The following is a 20,185-nucleotide window of genomic DNA, read 5'->3' on the forward strand; positions in this document are numbered from 1 at the left end:
CATTGTAAATTAACTCATAAAACTTTATATTATTAATGTATGATCAAATTTAATTAATGTAAAACATTAATTAATTTAAAATAAGAGTTAGTATGTATATTAAAACAATGAGTAAAATGCTGTTTTTTGTAATGAGTGCAATGTTGGTATTAATCCCTATTTTGTGGGTTTATTTTTTTAGTTCATATGAGCTACTTAAAAGTATAGTGATGTCGAATATTCAAGTACCTATAATATGGATAACGGTTGAAGTTTGGCAGATATACGTAGTGGTTATAATTGCTATTTTCCCCTCAATAATACTAATGTGGGGAATATATAACTTAAGAGTTGCCTTTAGGCACTTTTCAAACGGGAACATTTTTGAGTTTGTTAATATTCGCTCAATAAAACGGTTTGCACAAAGCCTTATCTTAATTGCTATACTGAACTTGGTAATTTACTCTTTAGTGGTATTCATTTTGTCAATCAACCATCCCGATGGGCAGCAGATGTTATCCGTTAATATCAGTAGTCAAGATGTATTTTTGCTGATTGTAGGGGCTATCTTTTTCGTTATTGCCAAAGTATTTGATGAAGCCCTTGCAATATCGCTTGAAAATAAAGAATTTATATAGGTAAAACTTGTGACGATTGTCGTTAATCTTGATGTGATGTTAGCCAAAAGAAAAATGAGGTCCAAGGAGCTTGCTAGTATTATTGGTATTTCAGAACAAAACTTGTCATTACTTAAATCTGGCAAAGTAAAAGGCATCCGATTCAATACGCTGGCGAAAATATGCAAAGAATTAGATTGTCAGCCTTATGATCTATTGGCTTTTGATGATTGACACAATTCGTTCCTTAGGAACGAATTCTAGTTTTAAGCGCATGCAATTTTTGCTTAATTGATGAAGATATTGTCTTTGTTTGGTGCGACCATTTGATGTGAAAACCAATAAAAACGTGTTGGATACTTAACACTTGGTGCTGTGCAATTGTACCGTACTCGCCCTGCTTTAAAGGTGTGTTCTAGTGAAACGCTAACCATTGAACCTTCGGTTACAACGGGTACCTTTTTGCCTTTGAAAAAACAAGATAATGCATCTTTACGAACGTCTATGTCTGGTACTCTAAGTGTAACAGTCTCTAGTACTTCACCGTATTCAAATACATATCGATGCGGGCTAAGCATTTCAATGGGCATTGCTAAGCTTTTCAGTTTTACTTGTAAACTGTCTAAATTGGCATAGATACCTGACGCAGGAAACCGGGGTAGTGCTCCAAAATCACTATAAATGTTCACCGCCCCAGATTGCTGTCCAAATCCAATATAACCCCTTTCTTTGAGCGCTTGCTTAAGTTGGGTATTATATTCACCAAAAGGATAGGCCAACCACTTTTCACTATAAGAAAGTTTACTCGCAATTTGTGTTTCGGCTTGTTCTATGTCGTTGATAATTCGATTTAACCAAGCTTTTTCATCTTCGCCATTTAGTTTTTGCGTCAAATGAAGATGTGCAAGACTGTGATTTGCAAAACGAGCTAAGGGTTTCATTTTATCTATTTGAGACCATGACAGATGAACATTACTATCGCTTTGGACATTTGATATTTGAGTAGGATTAATAAAGACAGTATAAGGAAAGTTATAGGCTGCTAAAATGGGATGAGCATGAGTAAAATTATTCACATAGCCATCATCAAATGTAATGGCCACTGCGAACTCGGGTAAAGATTCGCCTTGGGCAATGCGTCCTAGTGCTAGTTTTAGATCAATCACATTATGATGCTTATTCAACCATTCCATGTGTTCTTTAAATATCTGGGGGCTTACAGATGTGCTTAAAGGTGTATCATTAGACACATGGTGATACTGTAAAATGACTAAATTACTATTACTATTTGAGCTCTTTGTATTTGCGCTAGCAGCGAAACCTACCGACGCAGATATCAACATAAGAAAAGTAAATAATAAGGGCAATAAACGCATTGAGCTTTTGTACCTGTATTAGAATTAAGAATCATATTTATGCTAATAAATACTAAGGATTAGAGTATTTCGATTAAAGCCAATCCTCACTATAGTTTGCTAAGTCTAGCGTTTCCGCTGATTCTTGCAAATATAACTACGCCCTTATTAGGTTTTGTTGACACGGCTATTTTAGGCCGAATGGATGACGTTTCGTTTTTAGCGGGCGCAGCGATTGGCAGTCTTATCGTAACTCAGGTGTATTGGATTTGCGGCTTCATGAAGATGTCTGTTACAGGCTTAAGTGCTGCAGCAAAAGGTAAGGGAGGCTTTGAGCCGATAAAAGTACTTACCCAAGCTAGCGCATTAGCTTTAGCTATTTCAGGTATATTGTTAATAGCAAGCCCTTGGATTCTATCTTTGGGGCTTCAATTTGCTCAAGCCAGTGAGGCGGTTAATCATAGCTTAAAGGATTATTTTTCGGTCAGAATCTGGGGGGCGCCTGCGGCACTTCTCAATATGGTATTAATTGGTTGGTTAATAGGCCAGCAAAAGACTAGTTGGGTACTTGGGTTGCAACTTGCCATCAATATTACCAACATCGTAGCAAGCTTAATACTAGTCTATGGTTTTGACTTAGCTGTTAAGGGGGTTGCCGCAGGTACTGTTATTGCTGAATACACAATGGTGTTTATTGCCTTTGGCGTTATCATTATTAAGGCAAGGCGTTCGTTAAATATGAACGCGCTTAACAAGCAAGTCATAAGTGCTTTATCGTTACAACAAATCCTTCCGCTTTTGCAATTAAATGGGCATATGTTTGTGCGTAATTTAGCCTTGCAGTTTACCTTAGCGTTTATCACCTTAAAAGGCGCTTCTTATGGCGCAAATGCTGCGGCGATGAACGCAATCATCATGCAATTTTTTGCTCTTATTGCCTTGGGTTTAGATGGGGTCGCAAATGGTGTTGAGGCACTAGTGGGTGAACAAAAAGGCAAAGGTAACCTTAAGCGACTGCACAAGTTCGTTTTGCTTGGCTTATTGTGGTCAAGCGTATTTGCGATTGCTTATACGGTGTCTTTTTATTTCATAGACGACTGGGTGATCAGTTTATTAACCACGCATCAGTCAGTTATCGAAACGCTTAATCAACATATTTACATTATTGTACTATTACCTTTAGTGGCTCACTGGTGCTTTTTGTTTGACGGTGTATTTGTTGGCCTTGGGAAGGGGGCTCCTATGCAAATCACGATGCTGATGAGTCTTTTCTTAGGATTTTTACCGGCATGGTATATCGCAAGTGAGCTTGAAAATACTGCCTTGTGGATTGGTATGTTTGTATTTTTAGCTTGTCGCGGCCTGTTTCTTGGCTTGTATTATATGTACTTATATATGCGTAAATCGCAATATTTATTACGCTAAAAGGGATATTTTGTTTAGCTGTTTGCTCGACTTTACACATAAAATCACATACCGTTTAAAAAAACGCACATTACTCAGGGAAGATACAATGTTTTCACGCACTCGATTTTCGTATATCTGCATTTCAATTTTGGCAGCTTTGCTAATTGTTTCGTGCAGCAATGACAAACAAACCTCAACTCAAAAACAAGATAAAATCGACGAAGTTAGCTTGCCTTCCATTGAATACGAAAAAGTGACTTTAGATAATGGTCTTGATGTTATTTTTCATATCGATCGCTCAGATCCTCTTGTCGCAATTAATTTGGCAGTTCATGTGGGTTCAGGCCGTGAAGAAATTGGAAAAACAGGCTTTGCGCATTTGTTTGAGCACCTTTTGTTCTTAGATTCTGAAAACCTCGGGTATGGCGGTTTGGATGAAATGAACACTCGGATAGGAGGCGAGGGTACTAACGGGTTTACCACAACCGATATGACCCAATATTTTCAGGCAGTTCCAAAGGACGGTTTAGAGAAAATTATTTGGGCCGAAGCGGACAAACTTGGATGGTTCATTAATACGGTTAATCAAAACGTGATAGACCGCGAAAAACAAGTTGTGAAAAATGAAAAACGTCAACGCGTTGATAATCAAGCATATGGTCATAATTTGTACATTATCGGCAAAGCAATTTACCCGCAGGGCCACCCATACCATCACCAAGTTATTGGCTCTTTAGAAGACCTAGAAAATGCGACATTAGAGGACACAAAGGCCTTTTTTGCAAAATGGTATCGACCCGATAATGTTACGGTCACTTTAACGGGTGATTTTGAGATTGAACAAGCAAAGCAATTAGTCGAAAAATACTTTGGCGATATTCCTAGTGGCGACAAGCCAACTCCTAGCACTTCAGTCCAGCCGGTTGCACTGACACAAACTAAACTATTTACTCATGAGGATAATTTTGCGACCGTCCCACAACTGACTTTAGTATGGCCTACCGTGCCCGAATATCATGAAGATTCCTATGCTCTTAATGTATTGCTTAATTATTTAACGCAAGGTAAACGTGCCCCTTTAAATGAAGTGCTTATTGATGAAAAGCAATTAACGACTCAAGTATCGGGCTTTAATTATAACAAGGAGCTCGCAGGCGAATTGTACTTGTTTGTTAGTCCAAAAGATGGCCAAGACATCGATGATTTAATGCCTGCTATCTGGGCTGGTTTTGAAAGGTTTGAGCAAAATGGTATTGACGAAAAGGCTTTGGTGCGCATTAAAACCGAGGCTGAAATTGGCATTTTGGATGCAATACAAAGTGCATTGGGGAAAGCTATCGCGTTGGGGGAATATAATGTTTTCACTGATAATCCAGGGTATTTACAAGAAGATATTAAACGACTACAAGATGTGAGTAGTGAAGATGTCATTGCAGTATACAAAAAATACATCAAGGGTCAGCATTTTGTGGCAACCAGTATCGTTCCTAAAGGGCAAATGGAGCTTGCTTTGGAAGGTGCGCAAATAGCGCAAGTGGTCGAAGAAGTGGTAAAACAAGGCGCTGAGAAAGAGGTGCCATATGACCCAAGTGCTCGCATATTTGAACCGAGTCCTTCATCTTTTGATCGCAGCATTGAGCCCCCTTTTGGACAGGCTTTTGAATTACCAAGTCCTAGCATTTGGCGCACTGAAGGCAAAAATGGGCTAGACATAATTGGTATGCAGTCTACCGAAGTGCCACTGATTGAATTCTCGCTTGAGTTCGACGCAGGCAAACAACGCGCTACTATCGAAAAACCAGGCCTTGCGGCGATGACAGGAGCGATGTTAACAAAAGGCACGCAGACCCTTGATTTAGCCTCTTTTGAACAAGCATTGGGCGAACTTGGATCTGAGTTAAGTGTATCAACGTCAAATCAGTCAACTGTGATCCGCGGCAAAACCCTTGTAAGAAACCTAGTAAGCACGGTTGAACTATTGCAGGAGATGATAGCCAATCCTCGTTTTGATGAAAAAGAATTCTCATTACTTCAAGAACGTTATATTCAAAGCGCAGTAGCGCAAAAAGCAAATCCAGCGTTTATCGCGACACGAGAACAACTCAAATTAAGCTATGCAGAACCTACGCCTCTTGCGATAGCAAGCAATGGTAACGAGACGCAAATTAAGGCCATTACACTTGATGATGTAAAAGACTTTCATACTAAACACTATGTAATGGCATCTGCACGTTTACACATTGTTGGAGACTTTGCACAAAACCAAGTAACACAGCTATTTGGTAAATTGTTCAGTGTAGGTGAAACTCCCTTAGACAAATTAGATATGCCTCGTTTAGCGAATGTTGAAAACACCAAGATATATTTTTATAACGTACCAGAAGCCAAGCAGTCTGTGCTGCGAATGCGTAGACCAGCGCTTGCTGTTACTCATCCAGATTTTCCAAAGTTGGAAGCGCTAAACTTTCCACTTGGAGGAATATATACGTCGAAATTAATGACCGAACTAAGGGTAAATAAGGGATATACATATGGTATAGGCTCATTCGCTTTTGGTAATGCACAACAAGGTCAATTTGGGATTAACACATCAGTAAGAACAAATGTGACAAAAGAAAGTATTGAGCTCATTAGTCAAATACTAGCTGACTATGGAGTTTCGCTTAGCGATGATGAACTGGCGCAAACAAAAGATGCACTTTTACGCGGTCAAGCGCTGAAAAATGAAACCTTAGGTGACAAGTTAGCGCTGGTACAAGGCATTGGCAGAAATAATCTGGCGGATGATGTACAGGCACAAAATATGTCGAGTATTCAAGCTATGACCTTAGAAAATGCAAAATCGATAATAGAAACTCATGTGAAGCCTCAAAGTATGAATATTATAGTGGTTGGTGACGCGGATTCTCAACTTTCACGTTTACAAGAGATGGCCATTGGAGAGGTAATCTTGTTGAATAAATAATAGATTGCTTATCATTACAAACACACGCGTATATGTTTTGATACAGACAAAATTCCCGAAAAAATGCATCCTTGTTAACGGATTCAAAAGAGAATATTTGGGAGATTTTTGTGACATTTGTTGGTTCTGTAGCCCCCTTGGAAGACCAAAAATATCGGTTGGTAACGCGCAGTGATTTTGATGGCTTGGTTTGTGCTGTCTTGCTCAAGCAGCTAGATCTAATTAATGACATCAAATTTGTGCATCCTAAGGATATGCAAGACGGTATTATTGATATTACTGACAACGATATAACAACAAATTTACCTTATGTTGACGGATGCTACTTAGCTTTTGACCATCACTTAAGTGAGATGTCTCGAAACGGCAATCAGCCCGAAGATAATCATATCATCGACCCTAAAGCGCCCTCTGCTGCGCGCGTGGTTTATGATTATTACGGTGGTAAAGATACCTTCCCCGAGGCATGGAATGATATGATGGCGGCGGTTGATAAGGCCGATGCCGCTCAATTTACAGAAGACGAAATACTTAACCCTCAAGGTTGGGTCTTACTTAATTACTTGATGGATAGCAGAACAGGCCTTGGGGCGTTTCAGAGACTTCACAATTTCTAACTATCAACTAATGATGGCTTTAATTGACTACTGCCGAAATCATACAATTGAAGAAATTATCGCCTTACCGGATGTCCAAGAAAGAGTAAAGTTGTACGTTGAGCAAGCAGAGAAATTTACTCAGCAAGTCAAAGAGTGTGCAACCGTTCATAAAAACTTAGTCGTGCTTGATCTACGTGACCAAGATATTATTTATGCGGGTAATCGTTTCATGATTTATGCTTTGTTTCCACAATGCAATATTTCGATACACCAAATGTGGGGCTTTCAAAAGCAAAATACGGTATTTGCAATTGGAAAATCAATCCTGGATAGAAGCTCAAAAACAAATGTAGGCGAGCTGTGTTTGCAGTTTGGTGGCGGTGGTCATATGGCTGCAGGCACTTGTCAGGTTGACAACAATACTTGCGATGAAGTCAAAACTCAGTTAATTGCTAGCATCAATCAAGACGGATAGTTTTAACAGCGGTCTACATGACGATTTTGTAGTCGTTTTTCACCGCCTTTGTAATCAAAGTGTTGTAGACTGACATAAAAAAGGAAGTGTTATGTCAGTTGATACCATCGAACTTTATGGTTACCCCACTAGTCCATATGTGATGAAAGTCGCCTGTTACCTTCAGTATAAGAAGTTACCTTTTACCTTTGTCCCTGTTAACCCAATCCATAGCAAAGAAATTGCGTTTTCTGAGCAAAAGCAAGTACCCGTTTTAAAAATCGGTAATCAGTGGCGAAAAGATTCGAGCAAGTTAGGTATTTGGTTAAACACTCTTTATCCGCAGCATGGACTGATGGGGGATAATGAAAAGCAAGGTTTGAAAATCCTTGAAATAGACAAATGGATAAGCGATGTTTTGATTCCTGCTAGATTTCGTGCCGCGGTAGATTGGGAGCATACAATTGATGCGATTCGAAATGGTTGGATTTTATCTCGCGCCGTGAGTGATGCCACACATCTACCTTGGTATGTCCGTTTATTATGGCCATTTTTTGTCAAAAAAGCGCCTTTCATTGTTAGAATGGTGAGTCGTTTAGACAGAACGAAACCAGTTAGTGAGATGCATCACCAACTTGCTAAAGAGTTTGTTTGTCACTTAGGTAGTGGCCCATTTTTAGGAGGGCAATCCAAGGTTTCGCTAGCAGATTTATCGGCCTATCCAATCATAGTATCGGGGTATTTAATGGGCATGCATGGCAAATCACCTTACTTAGCATCTGAACCTATTATAAAATGGTGCAAAGCAGTTCAGGCACATTTGCCAAGCAACCCCTTATTAGTTCCAGACTACTTAATCAAGCGGGCGCTTATAAAGTAGTCATGCACGTTACTGTAATCGCCGCCTTAGTAGTATGAATGCTCGCCTGCTTCATGCTCCGTTGCGTCTTTAACGCCCGTTATTTCACCAGCGAACGTTTCTAGCATTTGTTTTTCAATACCGTCTTTAAGCGTGACATCCACCATCGAACAACCGTTACAACCGCCACCAAACTGAAGTAGTGCAATACCATCATCAGTGAGTTCAGTTAATGTTACTTGGCCGCCATGACTAGCTAGCATTGGGTTTATTTCTGATTCAATAAAGTAATTAATACGCTCAACTATAGGCGCGTCGTCAGCGATTTTGCGTGCCTTTGCATTCGGCGCTTTTAGTGTAAGCTGAGAGCCCATTTGATCAGTAACAAAATCAATTTGCGCATCTTCTAAAAACGGCGCACTCTCTTCATCAACAACGGCGTCAAACCCGTTAAAATTTAAACGGATATCTTGTGGCTCAACAGCATCTGGTGGGCAATAAGACACACCGCACTCCGCTTTTGATGTACCTGGATTTATCACAAACACGCGAATGTTAGTGCCTTCGTCTTGCTGTGACAATAATTTACCAAAATGTGATTGTGCCGATTCTGAAATATTAATCATAAAACACCTCCAAAGCTTATTTGCGCGCAGTATAACAAATATTACTTGAGTAAAACACTCAAGTATTAAGTAAATTATATTTTTTTTGTGCTTAATTATACTTTCTTCTCATTTTGAGCCACAATTACTCCTTTAATATATTTGTATTTTTGAATGGGGTAAGCCATGCAAAAGGGCTTTATTGGGCTTTTACGTAATACTTTCTTAATCTTTAGCACCATGTTTGTTTTGAGCGTTAATGCACAAACAAAGGATCTGGACTATTTGCCAAGTGACCAAAACTACGATCCTGCTATTCCTTTGCCAGCTGATGTGATGGGATACCCTGTTGGAACTTGGCATGTTAGACATGATCAAATCGTTAGTTACATGAATGTGTTGGCACAGAAGTCGGATCGAATTACGATTGAAAAGATTGGTGAAAGTCATGGACAAAGACCACTTTTGCATCTAACGATTACCGCGCCTGATAACCATAGCAAAATTGATGCAATTAAAGATAAGCATCAACAGCATATCATGAAAGGCGAGGCCGCTGATTCAGACGACCCTTTGATCATTTATATGGGGTATAGCGTTCATGGTAATGAGCCTTCTGGCAGCAACGCTGCCTTGTTAGTGGCATACCATTTAGCGGCGTCAAATAGTCCAGAAGTCATGAAACTACTAAATGAAAATGTGGTTATTTTAGATCCTTCCATGAATCCTGACGGTTTATCTCGATTTGCGCATTGGGCAAATATGCATAAAGGGAAAAATGCAAATGCCGACCCTGCGCATCGCGAACATCGTGAAATGTGGCCCAACGGACGCACTAACTATTACTGGTTTGATTTAAACCGTGATTGGCTGCTACTAACTCACCCTGAGTCGAAAGCGCGAATTGATCAATTTCAAGCGTGGAGGCCCCATATTCTGACTGATTTTCATGAGATGGGTACCAATAGCACCTACTTTTTTCAGCCCGGTGTACCTTCTCGCAAAAATCCATGGACCCCTACGCAAAACGTTACATTAACAAATGCCTTAGGTGAGTACCATGCCAAAGCGTTAGATAGTAATAAGCAGTTATATTTTACGCAGGAACGTTTTGACGATTTCTATTACGGTAAAGGGTCTACTTATCCAGATGCTCACGGCAGTATCGGTATCCTATTTGAACAAGCCAGTAGCCGAGGGCATGTGCAAGAATCCATTAATGGAGAACTGACATTTCCAGCCAGTATAAGAAACCAAGTGATTACCTCGTTATCAACGTTTGAAGGTGCAATGGCAAACAAAGCGGCAATTTTGGCTTATCAAAGACAGTTTTATCGTGATACTCAAAAGCTCATAGCTCAAGACAAAAGTGCAGGGATTATTGTTTCTCAAGCCAAGGACCCAGCTAAATTTGAGCGAATGATCAATATTTTACAAACACATAAAATCGATTTAAACGTGGTATCTAAAAATGTTAGCATCGATGATAAAGATTTTATCGCAAATCAGTCGATTTATGTTCCGCTTGCGCAAAATCAATACCGATTAATACGCTCTTTATTTAGTGAGCGAAAAAGCTTTGCTGATAATACCTTTTATGATGTATCTAACTGGAACATCGGGTTTGCGTTTAATCTAGACTATAAAGAAGTAAGCGCCTCAAGTGCTAGGCGACTTGAATTAGCAAGTTGGACAGGCCTTCCTAATACAAATAATCAGATGCGCCCTGAAGCATACGCATACGCGTTTGAATGGCACAATCATAATGCGCCACGATTAGTGCAAAATTTACTAGATAACGGCCTTTCTGTGCGGGTAAGTAACGATGGTTTTACTGCTAATACAGGTAATACGCAAACAGTTTTTGATAAAGGTACGGTCATCGTCCCTATTGCTCTTGAACAGCCCAATGGATACGAAGACATCATTGCTGACTATGCTAATGAATTAGGTATAAAAGTGCATAGCATTACAAGCGGACTCACACCTAGTGGTATCGATTTGGGATCCGGTCAGATTCAAAATGTGGATTCACCACAAGTTTTATTGGTGGGAGGTCGTGGTACTGCAACTGGTGAGGTTGGAGAGATTTGGCATTACCTTGATACACGCATTGGCCTTCCTGTCACCATTTGGGACATAGAGGATCTTAATCGTTTGGATATTGAGCGCTATACGCACATTATTTTTGCGTCTGGGCGCTATAACGCCGTGACCGATAATGCCCTAAGCAACATAAACGATTGGTTAAATAAAGGTGGTGTGTTGATTGGTCAGAAGACGGCCTTACGTTGGTTTGCCGAAAATAACTGGATAAATAACGATATCTTGAGCAATGACGCAATTGATGCGGTATTCCCGACAAAAGGACTTCAGTATTCAGATCAAAGTGCCTTGCGAGCCAAAAAGCTTGTTTCAGGTGCCGCGTTTGAAGCTAATATTGATTTAAGCCATCCTTTATTTTTCGGCTTTGATGACAACACTCTACCGGTGTTTAAGACCAATAATATGGTGCTAAAAGCCAGTGATAATCCTTTTACAGACATCGCGACTTACACAGCAGCGCCTTTATTAGGCGGTTATGCAGCAGATGAGATGGTGGATTTAATCAAGAATACCACTGCAGTTGTGGTGAATAATAAGCGTCAAGGGCTTGTGATTGGTTTAGTTGATAACGTCCATTTTAGAGGTTACTGGGATGGTACGAATAAAATCACAGCCAATGCGCTATATTTGTCTACTTTAATGTAGATAAGGCGATTGTCCATACACTAATGTGTATATCTGGGTGCGACGCCAAAATCGTTGCACTGGCTTCATTTACTGTGCTACCTGTTGTGATGACATCATCTATTAGTGCAACATGAGTTATATTGTCTAACGAAGAAAGAGAAAAAGCGCCTTCAATATTTTGTGCGCGTGCTAATTTGTTTAAGGTTGCTTGCGGCTTAGTGTTTTTGATTCTGGTGAGTGCGTCGATATGCTCAACATCAAAGGTATCTGATAAGTGCTGACTAATCAGGCGAGCCTGATTGTATTGCCTTTTGATATATCGATTATGGCTTAATGGGATGGGTATAAAAGCATCTGGAACCTGTTGGCGTATTGTAAGAACTTGTAACAAATAATGAGTAAAGAGAATTGACATCACATCTGCACAAATCGCTTTATTTGCAAACTTTAGATCTTTGACAAGGCGCTTTAAAACCCCTTCATATAAACCCAAACTATGCAAAGTATGATATGCGGGTGTTTGTAAATTTTGTAGTATTTTTGTGTTCTCAAGTAAGTTGTGTCCAGGAGAAGGTAACAATGAGACGTGACAATCGGCAAGGCAGTCATCGCAAATAAGATCTGCTCCTGAATGACGGCAAAGGTAGCATGCTTGATGACCGATGAATGCTGCAATTTTTTGTTGTAAAGAATGAAAAAAGTACAAAGTATTTGATATGCAAAATTCACTAATAGATAAATCGTAAAGTATTAAAGAGACAAAAGATGCTGGCTAAAAGTAGTGATATAGATATTTTGCTTATCCACGGCTGGGGAATGAATCAGGGTATTTTTCTTCGCTTTGCCAACCAATTGGAGCAACAATTGGGAGTCGATACTCGATGTGTTGACTTACTTGGCTACGGTACCAAAGCCAAAGATATACCAATTGGGCAAGTTGATATAGCGGCTATGGCGCAGGATTTACAAAAAGATATTGGACCCAATACAGTCGTGATAGGCTGGTCTTTGGGAGGTTTGCTTGCACAATATATGTCGTTGTTTACAAACCAAGACAGTGATTTTGTATATATTGCTTCAAGCCCAAAGTTTGAGGCTAATGACGATTGGGCCGGCATAAAGCCAAGCGTTCTGAAGCAGTTTTCTCAACAGATTCACAGTGATTTCCCTATTCTATTAAAACGGTTTCTGACCATTCAGAGTCTGGGGCTTGATGCCCCTAAATTGGCGATTAAAGAGATGGCGAAATCTGTTTTAGATTTTCCGCATCCTAGTCATAGCGTTCTTAGTGACAGCTTAGACATATTATCACAGATAGATCTTCGCGAAGCGCTCAGGCAGCTTGATCCTAAATGTATGCGGATTTATGGGCGTTTAGATTCATTGGTACCCTATCAAGCAATCAATGCAATACAAGATATTAATCCTAGCGCACAATCTATCGTTATTGAACATGCATCACATGCGCCTTTTATTAGCCATCCTCAACAAGTAATAGATGCGATTTATCTTTTTATAAAAAATCTAAAAAAATAGTTAAAGAATGTGTAGTCGCGGCCGATACCTAAGTTACGAAGAAGTGTAACTAACGGGTTTACAGGTGATGGTTGAGATGATTTATAACACAAATGGTGTATCTCCATCGGCATTTACCAATGGCCTAAACGGATACAAAAATGCGTCTGAACAACTAACTAGTGCCGCAAATGATTTAGCAAATAGCCAGTTAGGAAATAAAGATATCACTAAGGCTAGTATCAGTTTATTGAGTGCCCAAACTCAGGCACAAGCTTCCGCAGAAATAATTGAACGCAGTGATAGTATGCTCGGTTCAATTATTGATATATATGTTTGACATTAGTAGGTCCTTAAAAAAAATGAATGCGGTTTTGCCTTTTGATTATCTTGCAAACTCTCAAGCGCCATTAGCTTTAGGGACGGCAAACGCACGTGCAGAAAACAGTCAAAAAGATGCCATTTCAGGCGCAGTCTCTGGACTCAATACAGGCACGTCTCAAAGTGCTTTGCCAGAACAAAGCAATCGTTCGCGCAATAATCAACAAGATGCTTATGCTGAAACATCAAAAGATAAGGTTACTATTTCAGAACAGGGTCAATCACGCCTTGGGCAAACACAGCAATTTGAACTAAGTCAAGAAGAACAGCAAGAGCTTGACGCTTTAAAGCGGCGAGATCAAGAAGTTAGAGCGCATGAGCAAGCTCATGCTGCGGTGGGAGGGCAATATGCCGGTGCACCAACCTACGAGTACGAGAAAGGGCCCGACGGCAACCGCTATGCTGTAGGCGGGGAAGTATCAATTGATGTGAGTGAGGAAGAAAAGCCCCAAGATACAATCGACAAAATGCAAATCGTTAGAGCTGCAGCGCTAGCGCCAGCCCAACCCAGTAATCAAGACCTAAAAGTTGCAGCGCAAGCTTCTCAAAAAGAAAGCGCAGCACGAGCTCAATTGGCCAATCAACAGACCGAGGGGCTGTCATCAGATACTGATAGGCCGAACCCTCACAGCGATGCGGCAAATGTAAGAACCCAAACAAGATTGGTCAATACTTATACGCAAATTCAAGACCAAGCGCTGGTTAATAGTTTTGTCACAAGCGCATAAGTGATGGTAAATCGCAGCCGCGTGCCACTATCATTTTTTCCAATAACGTGTTTTCATACTTTGCAAACGACTCATTGCCAAAGGATCTGCAATATGCTTCGAATCATCATCAGTGTGCTAGTGCTGTTTCAATGTAGTACCTACGCGATAGCTCAAGAAAATAATGAATCTGTACGCTCAAAGCCTGCTGTGGCTAAAGACATAGAAGAGCTAGAGCTTCAAATTTTATCCGTCATGGATTACCATTCAGTGCCGGGCCTTAGCCTTGCGATTATGGATAGAGATGGTGTTCGGTATGCAAAAGGCTTGGGACTTGCCAATAAAGAAACTAATCAAGCTGCAAGCTCAGATACTCTATTTAGAATGGGCTCTATATCAAAAATGTTTGTCGGCTTAGCCGCACTTCAACTTGTCGAAGAAGGTAAATTAGATTTACAAGCAAGAGTCCGAGAGCTAGCCCCTGAAATAAGCTTTACAAACCCATGGGAAACTCGTTACCCCGTAAGAGTGATTCACTTGTTACAACATACCTCTGGTTGGGATGACATACATTTAAAAGAGTATGCTAATAACGACCCCACGCCACTAAGTTTAAAAGCGGGTCTAGATTATCACCCTGCATCACGGACATCTCGTTGGAAACCAGGCGAGCGGATGTCGTACGCTAATTCAGGAGCGCCAGTAGTGGCGTATATTATCCAAAAAATAACCGGCCTGGACTTTGAGGATTACGTAAAAGCGAATTTGTTTGACCCAATTGGGATGACAACTGCAACATACCGGCTACCACAAAACAAGCAGGATCTTGCACAACTGTATCAAGGTAATACACCCGCAGAATATTGGCATATTTTGATGCGTCCTTCAGGGAGTCTTAATGCATCGGCAAACGATATGCTTAACTATTTGCAGTTTTTAGTGGGACAAGGAAAGACGAACAACACACAAATTCTGAGTCCAAGCGCTATGCAACAAATGGAAAAACCTGTCACAACGCTTGCAAGCAAACTAGGGCTTGAAATGGGTTACGGTATTACCAACTATACAACGCCATACAAAGCATTTGTGTTCCATGGCCACAATGGGGGCATTAATGGCGGTGCATCTGTTTTACAATATGAGGCTGAGCTAGGCATTGGTTTTGCATTTGCAATTAATCGCAACGGTGGCGAGCTGATGAACGAAATACAGTCATTGATTCAGGCATATTTGACCAAAGACTTAAAACCACCGATTGCACCTGAAGCTGGCGATATTTCCCAAGTGTTAGCAGAGCGTTATACAGGGTGGTATATGCCGGTTAATCCACGCCAAGAAATGCAACGCTTTATTGACCAAATTACTGGGGTAAAACGGTTTGAATTATTGCAAGATAGAGGGCTGCTATCCTCTAGCAAAAATACCCAAATACGTTATGTGCACTACCGAGATAACTTAATGAGAAGACCCGAGCACTCTCAATCTTCTCTTGCTTTGCTTGAAGATGATGACGGTTTAGCGATTGATGTTAATAATAAGTATTATCAAAAAATATCGGCATTTAGACACTATTCACAGCAAATCGGAATGTGGACCTTCGTCGGTTTAGTGGTCACACATTTTTTCTGGTTTTTTGTTTGGCTGTATCGTCGGCTTAGCAATAAAATAGAGCCAGGTGTGGCGATGCAAATCAGAATCTGGCCCTATGTAGCAAGCATGTGTATTGTTGTGTATATGATTGCGCAAGTTGCCGCTCAGTCCCAAGACGTCATCATGATACTTGGACAGCCAACGGTATATTCTGTTTCGATGATGCTAGCTAGTTATGCGTTTGGATTGGCGTCGCTGATTGGCATGGTAGTAAGTTGGCGATTTGTTTTGGCAAGTATGAACGTTTGGTCAAAGTACTTTTGCTTATTTAGTTCTACGTTTTTCTTTGTCGTAAGCTTATATCTTTGGTACTTTGGCATTATTGGCATTACAACTTATGGATAGTGAGAAAATACTGAGGCTTGAGTGTAGTGAAGGCTTAAGTGTAGTGAAGTTTGCTAAGTTCCCATTTAAAACAATGCTTTACTCTTTTCGTCACACCAAATCGACAACTTATCACAAGTCGCTATTAAGTGCCTAACAACCTTATATAGTAAAGGAGTATCTTGTTTACTCCCTAGACATTCGATACAAAAAGAAGGCTTTAGAGCCTTCTTTTTTTTGTGTGGTATACCATTATCTCAATGGGAGTAACGTTCAAACCAATCGATAATTCGTTCTAGTCTTTCTACTAAGTTAACAGGGGTTCCTGTGCGCGAAAGACCATGGGATTCACCTTCAAAAATAACCAGCTCAGTCTCGACATTATTGGCTTTAAGTGCGTAAAACCACTCTTGACCTTGTCCAATTGGGGTGATGACATCGCCGTCACTATGAATAATGAGTGTTGGCGTCGTTACCTTGTTAGCATATTTAAGTGGCGACCGATCCCAGTAGTAGTCAAAATTAGTCCATAAGTCACCACCAAACTCAGAACTCATTTGCGAAGGAGTAAAGGCTTGAGTTCCCGCTTCAGAAATCCATGAACTGACACTTCGTTGCGTTACCGCAGCTGTAAAACGATCTGTTTTTGTCGTGATCCAATTAGTTAAGAATCCTCCGTGGCTGCCACCTGTCACAAAGAGCTTATCTTCATCTAGCCAATCTTGTTGCGATAACACGGCGTCTAAAAACTGAATATTATCTTGATAATCGGCGCCTCCGTAGTCAAGACGTACGCCTTTACTATGTGCAATACCATAGCCATTGCTACCTCTATAATTAACATAAGCCACAGCATATCCTTTGGCGGCATACATTTGGTTTTCATGAAACCATTTATGCCCCCACATACCGCCTGGGCCACCTTTGATGTTTAATATCAATGGATATTGCTTACCTTTTGTGTAGTTGATTGGTTTGTGAATGAAACCTTGTACATTCATGCCTTTTTCGTTTTCAAACCAAAATGATTGTGCTGGTGATAGTGTCTTTTGGGCCAAAAGAGAATCATTGAAGGTGGTTAATTTTTCAGTTACACCGCTACTCAATGAAAGTCGATAAATTTCAGGAAGACTGACCGAATCCTCTAACGTCAAGTAGGCAAGATCGCTGCTTGATGAGATTCTCACATGATTAACACTTTTTTGTTTAGGACTAATTGCTTTGATTTCGCCACTGTCGATGTTAGCTGCAAATAAACGCTGTGTACCTTTGTCACTGGCCACAAAATATAAAAAACTATCGTTTGCATGCCATTGAGGTGCGCCTACAAAACGGTCAAAGTCTTTGCTTAGGTTTCTAGCTTCGCTACCATCGGTTTTCATAAGATAAAGGTCGGTTTGTTCAAAGTCCGCTTCACTATGTAAATAAGCGATGTAATCACCCTTATTCGATAAAACGGCATTGTATTGCGAATGGGGATGGCTTGTTAAAGGTCGAGTTGTTTTATTGTCTAGATTTACACTGAATATGTCGAAGTTTGAGTCGCCCTCGTATTCTTTTCCAGTCATATTTGCGGTGAAGATGACCTCATTAGTGTTTTTATTAACACTTGGACTCGTCGCATTATAGTCTTCACCTGAGGTTATTTGTGCCAGAGTTTGGTCGTCAATGTTAAATATATATATGTGCTCACGAGCATCACTTAAAAAGCCTCTACCGGATGCCATATATTTAGCTTGATTGAAAATCCTTACATTTGGCGCAACTCGGGTATTCTCAATGTCAGCTTCCTCGATTTTTTGGGGTGATGCATCTATGGATAAAAGTAGGCGTTTATTGTCAGCTAACCACTTTACGCTAACGATATAGTCCTCAATAAAAGTAAGCTGTTTTGCCTCGCCACCATCTGCTGGAATAATAAACACTTGGGGTAAATTATCGACTTTACGCAAAAACGCAATCTGTTTTCCATCGCTAGACCATCGAGGTGAATGGTCATTTTTACCACTGGTGAATAGCATTGCAGACTGTTCATTCTTAATTATATAGATTTGTGAATCGCGGCCACTACCTTCTTTGTTGGTACTTGATTTGACAAATAATAAGGTATTGCCATCTGGTGAGATTTGAGGATCTTTGGGAAAAATAAAATCAAAATAATCCTGTGGTTCAAGGCCAACTTTTTGATTTGCTTGACTTGCAATGATTGGACCTAGTGCAAGTATTAAAGAAATAAATACGACGTGTAACAAACTACGAAACATAATGCTTACCCTAATAGTAATCGCGTTTTTTATGAACGCAAAGACTAAACTACCAGAATATGCAATACAAGCATTCCTACTTTATGGTTTTGGCCTGTCGAGCTATCCAATCTACTGCTGTTGCAAATGTTTCGGGGATATTATTGTGCCCTACACCCGAGAAAAGCACATAATCAAAGTCATGCTCTTTATCTTGCAAGACCTTAAGTCTTTTAATCGATAAATCAACCGGTATGCTGCCATCCTCAGTACCAAAAAGCCATAAACCCGGCATGTCTATATGCTTCAAGCTATCTGATGGGTTAGTATCTTTGCCCAGAAAACGAGGCCAAATGTAAGGCGTTTTTCTCGCGTCGAGCGCCGATTGATAGCTTGGTACCACAGATGTGTCTTTGTCTTTAGTATACTTACTGTATATATCTTCTTCACTGACTTTAGTTACAGGTGCGCTCCACAGCACAATAAAATCAACATGCTCGTTTTCAAGTGCTGCTATGGGCACTATCCAAGCTGCTTGACTGATGCCTGTTAGGCCAATTGGAAGGTCTTTGGTGAATGAATGGCTACTTAACGCATTTATTGCCGCGCTAGCATCTGCCGCTAACAAACGGATATTTTTTTCACTAACACTTTGTTGCGATTCATATTCTCCCTCGGATTCTCCTACGCCTCTTTTATCATAAACAAAGGCTGCTACATCATGTTTGGCAAATAACTTGGCTAATTTTATACTTCGCTGTTGAGGCCCTGAACCGTGAACAAATACTACCGCAGCTTTTACATTTTGATCGCCCGGATAAACAAGCGTTCCACTCAATGTACTTGATTGGCTGACAAAGCTAATATCTTCAATTATCCATTGATTTGCGCTGACTCCAGCAGACATACCTAAGCTTAAGCAAAAACTAATGCAATATATTATATTCATATACAAGAATACCTATTCCTGTTCAACCTTGCTTGGTTTCAAACATTTCTTTCATTTGATGAGCAAACGCAACAAACTTTTCTTTAATGGTTGTCTTAATCATAATTTTCAGTTCACTCAACAGTATAAAACCTTCAACCGTTATCACTGGTGCTTGTTTGGTAGCAATTGAAGGCGCTTTGTTTTCAATCCCACTTAACACACAAACGGCTTTGCTGACGATATTTACGTTCTCAGGAACAAAAATTTTATCCCCACTAAGGATGCTATAGACTTTTACCGTCACATTAGGTGAGCTAAACCTTAGCATCAGTAAAATCTATTTTAGTGCCACCTAGAAAGCTAAATACTTTGATAGTTCGTGCGACTGTCCAGACGCCGCTTCTATCAGTCGAACTCAATATATTCACTATGCTGTCAGTATCGGCGGTTTGTTCGTCACTATAATTAACTGAAAACTGACTTTCTTTGTGTTTTTTGACAGTATCATCAGGAACAGGTTCTAAGTCAGCTATTTCGTCCATCATTGCTTGATGAGAGTTGGTTTCTATTACGACATCGAGCCTGCGTTCAAATGCTTCGTTAGAGATATAACCATGGCTGTAGTTATGTACCAAGGTATCAATCACTTCTTCTTTTACTGTTTCAATTGGTCTATCTTCAAGTTTAATGGGCATCGTCTAGTCCTTTTGTGCATGACTATTAGCATCAGCAGTTTCAGTCAACATGGTCAATTAGACCAATAATTTAGTGCAATCCTATTATAAAGCATAGACCATACCATTTATTTATTACATATTTATCAGTGGTTTATGTTTATTAAAGATTTGATTGTGTGTGAAA

17 protein-coding genes and 1 pseudogene are annotated in these 20,185 nt (G+C 40.1%); 11 read left to right on the top strand and 7 right to left on the bottom strand.

Annotated elements, in window-relative coordinates; genetic code table 11:
* Positions 1-92 precede the first annotated feature (92 nt).
* Positions 93-617: a DUF2975 domain-containing protein gene (locus ACZ1G6_RS00220; protein ID WP_472617540.1), complete on the top strand. Its 525-nt coding sequence runs from the start codon at positions 93-95 to the stop codon at positions 615-617.
* A gap of 9 nt (positions 618-626) precedes the next feature.
* On the top strand, positions 627-830 hold the full coding sequence (locus tag ACZ1G6_RS00225) for a helix-turn-helix domain-containing protein (protein ID WP_472617541.1): 204 nt from the start codon (positions 627-629) through the stop codon (positions 828-830).
* A gap of 53 nt (positions 831-883) precedes the next feature.
* Here the strand turns inward: ACZ1G6_RS00225 and ACZ1G6_RS00230 are convergent, their stop codons facing one another.
* Complete coding sequence (locus tag ACZ1G6_RS00230) at positions 884-1,972, bottom strand: polysaccharide deacetylase family protein (protein WP_472617542.1); 1,089 nt, start codon at positions 1,970-1,972, stop codon at positions 884-886.
* 96 nt (positions 1,973-2,068) lie between these two features.
* On the opposite strand from ACZ1G6_RS00230, the gene ACZ1G6_RS00235 reads away from it, so the two are divergent.
* The 4 genes and pseudogenes from ACZ1G6_RS00235 (at position 2,069) to ACZ1G6_RS00250 (ending at position 8,256) form a co-directional block, all read left to right on the top strand.
* Entirely contained in the window at positions 2,069-3,376 is a 1,308-nt protein-coding gene (locus ACZ1G6_RS00235; protein ID WP_472617543.1) for an MATE family efflux transporter, read from the top strand.
* Between the two features lie 88 nt (positions 3,377-3,464).
* Positions 3,465-6,323, top strand: a complete 2,859-nt coding sequence (locus tag ACZ1G6_RS00240; RefSeq protein ID WP_472617544.1) for a M16 family metallopeptidase — start codon at positions 3,465-3,467, stop codon at positions 6,321-6,323.
* A gap of 137 nt (positions 6,324-6,460) precedes the next feature.
* Positions 6,461-7,397: pseudogene (locus tag ACZ1G6_RS00245) on the top strand (exopolyphosphatase).
* Positions 7,398-7,488: 91 nt separating this feature from the next.
* Entirely contained in the window at positions 7,489-8,256 is a 768-nt protein-coding gene (locus ACZ1G6_RS00250) for a glutathione S-transferase family protein (RefSeq protein ID WP_472617545.1), read from the top strand.
* A gap of 26 nt (positions 8,257-8,282) precedes the next feature.
* Here ACZ1G6_RS00250 and nfuA read toward each other — a convergent pair whose 3' ends face one another.
* Positions 8,283-8,861 carry a Fe-S biogenesis protein NfuA gene (gene nfuA / locus ACZ1G6_RS00255; protein ID WP_472617546.1) on the bottom strand — a complete coding sequence of 193 codons (579 nt, stop codon included), beginning with the start codon at positions 8,859-8,861 and terminating at the stop codon, positions 8,283-8,285.
* Positions 8,862-9,026: 165 nt separating this feature from the next.
* On the opposite strand from nfuA, the gene ACZ1G6_RS00260 reads away from it, so the two are divergent.
* Positions 9,027-11,591, top strand: a complete 2,565-nt coding sequence (locus ACZ1G6_RS00260; protein ID WP_472617547.1) for a M14 family metallopeptidase — start codon at positions 9,027-9,029, stop codon at positions 11,589-11,591.
* Here ACZ1G6_RS00260 and ACZ1G6_RS00265 read toward each other — a convergent pair.
* The gene (locus tag ACZ1G6_RS00265) at positions 11,578-12,279 is read right to left on the bottom strand and encodes a ComF family protein (RefSeq protein WP_472617548.1); all 702 of its coding nucleotides are present in this window, start codon (positions 12,277-12,279) and stop codon (positions 11,578-11,580) included. The two genes, ACZ1G6_RS00260 and ACZ1G6_RS00265, sit on opposite strands and share 14 nt — an antisense overlap.
* Positions 12,280-12,338: 59 nt before the next feature.
* Between ACZ1G6_RS00265 and bioH the strand changes: the two genes are divergently transcribed.
* The 4 genes from bioH to ACZ1G6_RS00285 all read left to right on the top strand — a co-directional run bounded on the left by bioH (position 12,339) and on the right by ACZ1G6_RS00285 (position 16,171).
* Positions 12,339-13,109, top strand: coding sequence for a pimeloyl-ACP methyl ester esterase BioH (gene bioH / locus ACZ1G6_RS00270; RefSeq protein ID WP_472617549.1), 771 nt, complete (start codon positions 12,339-12,341; stop codon positions 13,107-13,109).
* A gap of 76 nt (positions 13,110-13,185) precedes the next feature.
* Complete coding sequence (locus ACZ1G6_RS00275) at positions 13,186-13,428, top strand: hypothetical protein (protein WP_472617550.1); 243 nt, start codon at positions 13,186-13,188, stop codon at positions 13,426-13,428.
* A 22-nt stretch (positions 13,429-13,450) separates the two neighbouring features.
* Positions 13,451-14,197 carry a putative metalloprotease CJM1_0395 family protein gene (locus tag ACZ1G6_RS00280; RefSeq protein ID WP_472617551.1) on the top strand — a complete coding sequence of 249 codons (747 nt, stop codon included), beginning with the start codon at positions 13,451-13,453 and terminating at the stop codon, positions 14,195-14,197.
* A 93-nt stretch (positions 14,198-14,290) separates the two neighbouring features.
* A complete protein-coding gene (locus tag ACZ1G6_RS00285) occupies positions 14,291-16,171 on the top strand; it encodes a serine hydrolase domain-containing protein (RefSeq protein ID WP_472617552.1) in 1,881 nt (626 codons plus the stop codon).
* 236 nt (positions 16,172-16,407) lie between these two features.
* Here the strand turns inward: ACZ1G6_RS00285 and ACZ1G6_RS00290 are convergent, their stop codons facing one another.
* The 4 genes from ACZ1G6_RS00290 to ACZ1G6_RS00305 form a co-directional block, all read right to left on the bottom strand.
* Positions 16,408-18,414 (bottom strand): S9 family peptidase, encoded by a 2,007-nt coding sequence (locus tag ACZ1G6_RS00290; RefSeq protein WP_472617553.1) that lies wholly within the window; start codon positions 18,412-18,414, stop codon positions 16,408-16,410.
* A 76-nt stretch (positions 18,415-18,490) separates the two neighbouring features.
* Complete coding sequence (locus ACZ1G6_RS00295; RefSeq protein ID WP_472617554.1) at positions 18,491-19,342, bottom strand: alpha/beta hydrolase family protein; 852 nt, start codon at positions 19,340-19,342, stop codon at positions 18,491-18,493.
* Positions 19,343-19,364: 22 nt separating this feature from the next.
* Positions 19,365-19,652, bottom strand: a complete 288-nt coding sequence (locus ACZ1G6_RS00300; RefSeq protein WP_472617555.1) for a hypothetical protein — start codon at positions 19,650-19,652, stop codon at positions 19,365-19,367.
* Positions 19,639-20,019 carry a hypothetical protein gene (locus ACZ1G6_RS00305; protein WP_472617556.1) on the bottom strand — a complete coding sequence of 127 codons (381 nt, stop codon included), beginning with the start codon at positions 20,017-20,019 and terminating at the stop codon, positions 19,639-19,641. Before ACZ1G6_RS00305 ends, ACZ1G6_RS00300 begins: the two co-directional genes overlap by 14 nt.
* Between the last annotated feature and the right edge of the window lie 166 nt (positions 20,020-20,185).

The organism is Glaciecola sp. HA4-3, from assembly GCF_055693685.1.